The organism is Herbiconiux daphne (assembly GCF_024979295.1).
Lineage (GTDB): Bacteria > Actinomycetota > Actinomycetes > Actinomycetales > Microbacteriaceae > Herbiconiux > Herbiconiux daphnes.
In genome coordinates this window covers 1-811 of the sequence record NZ_JANLCJ010000281.1, presented here as the reverse complement: position 1 = coordinate 811, position 811 = coordinate 1, and the positions used below count along the sequence as shown (strand labels likewise).

At 38.5% G+C, this 811-nt stretch carries 1 protein-coding gene and 1 tRNA gene; both read right to left on the bottom strand.

Annotated features, from left to right (window positions below):
• Window positions 1–278: 278 nt before the first annotated feature.
• Window positions 279–355: transfer RNA gene (locus N1032_RS24680), tRNA-Ile, on the bottom strand.
• Window positions 356–591: 236 nt separating this feature from the next.
• The gene (locus N1032_RS24675; protein ID WP_259543158.1) at window positions 592–759 is read right to left on the bottom strand and encodes a hypothetical protein; all 168 of its coding nucleotides are present in this window, start codon (window positions 757–759) and stop codon (window positions 592–594) included.
• Between the last annotated feature and the right edge of the window lie 52 nt (window positions 760–811).

Here is an 811-nt window from a genome sequence, read left to right as displayed (position 1 = left end):
ATCATACATATTCGCGAACCATCTGGTAGTTAATTTATATTGCCCTGCTACCCAGACAATCTTTGTATAGTAGATTGAGATATTGCTATCGGCATGAAGTGAGTTATCAGGTCACATCTGCTAGGTTTTTACTCCAATATTTTTATGTGTCATTGGTTCACGGTCTCGGCATTTTTTGACGACCCTAATGATGCCGTAGGTCTTATTTTGGTTAAACACTTGTCAAGCGTATGCGAGTTTATAGACGGCATAGGTCTATGTGGTTATTGCTAACCATATGGTACTCACAGTAGGACTTGCACCCACACCCCAGCGATTATGAGTCGCTTGCTGCCACTTCTTGAGCTATATGAGCATATAAAGAGCAATTCCATTTTGAGTTCCGTCATAGTACAAGAGCAAGGTGCTCCCGTTGGGAGTCGAACCCAACCTCAATATTTCCTTACCCGAACCTTAAGAATTCTACACAATTATGGGAGTCGAACCCACCAACATTCTGTTGCAACAGATACTTGTAGCGACCTTGCTATCTTGTGTAAATATATTATAAAGGAAAAAGTTGATAATGCTACCAACTTTTTAATTATTTTTTTAAGCGATATATTTGTCATATTTTGCTAGTGTTTCAACCATCATTTTAGTTGGTGTCAATTCTTCCAACTTGAACAGTTGTGAAAGGATTGAAGGTGAATCACCACTTACCATTGCCACGTTTTTGGTTAATTTGGTTACAGGGAAACCTTTTGTTTCCAATGCCACGTTTCAAAACACTATTTTAGGTAATGTCAGACCATGTTCCTCAAATTTTTCT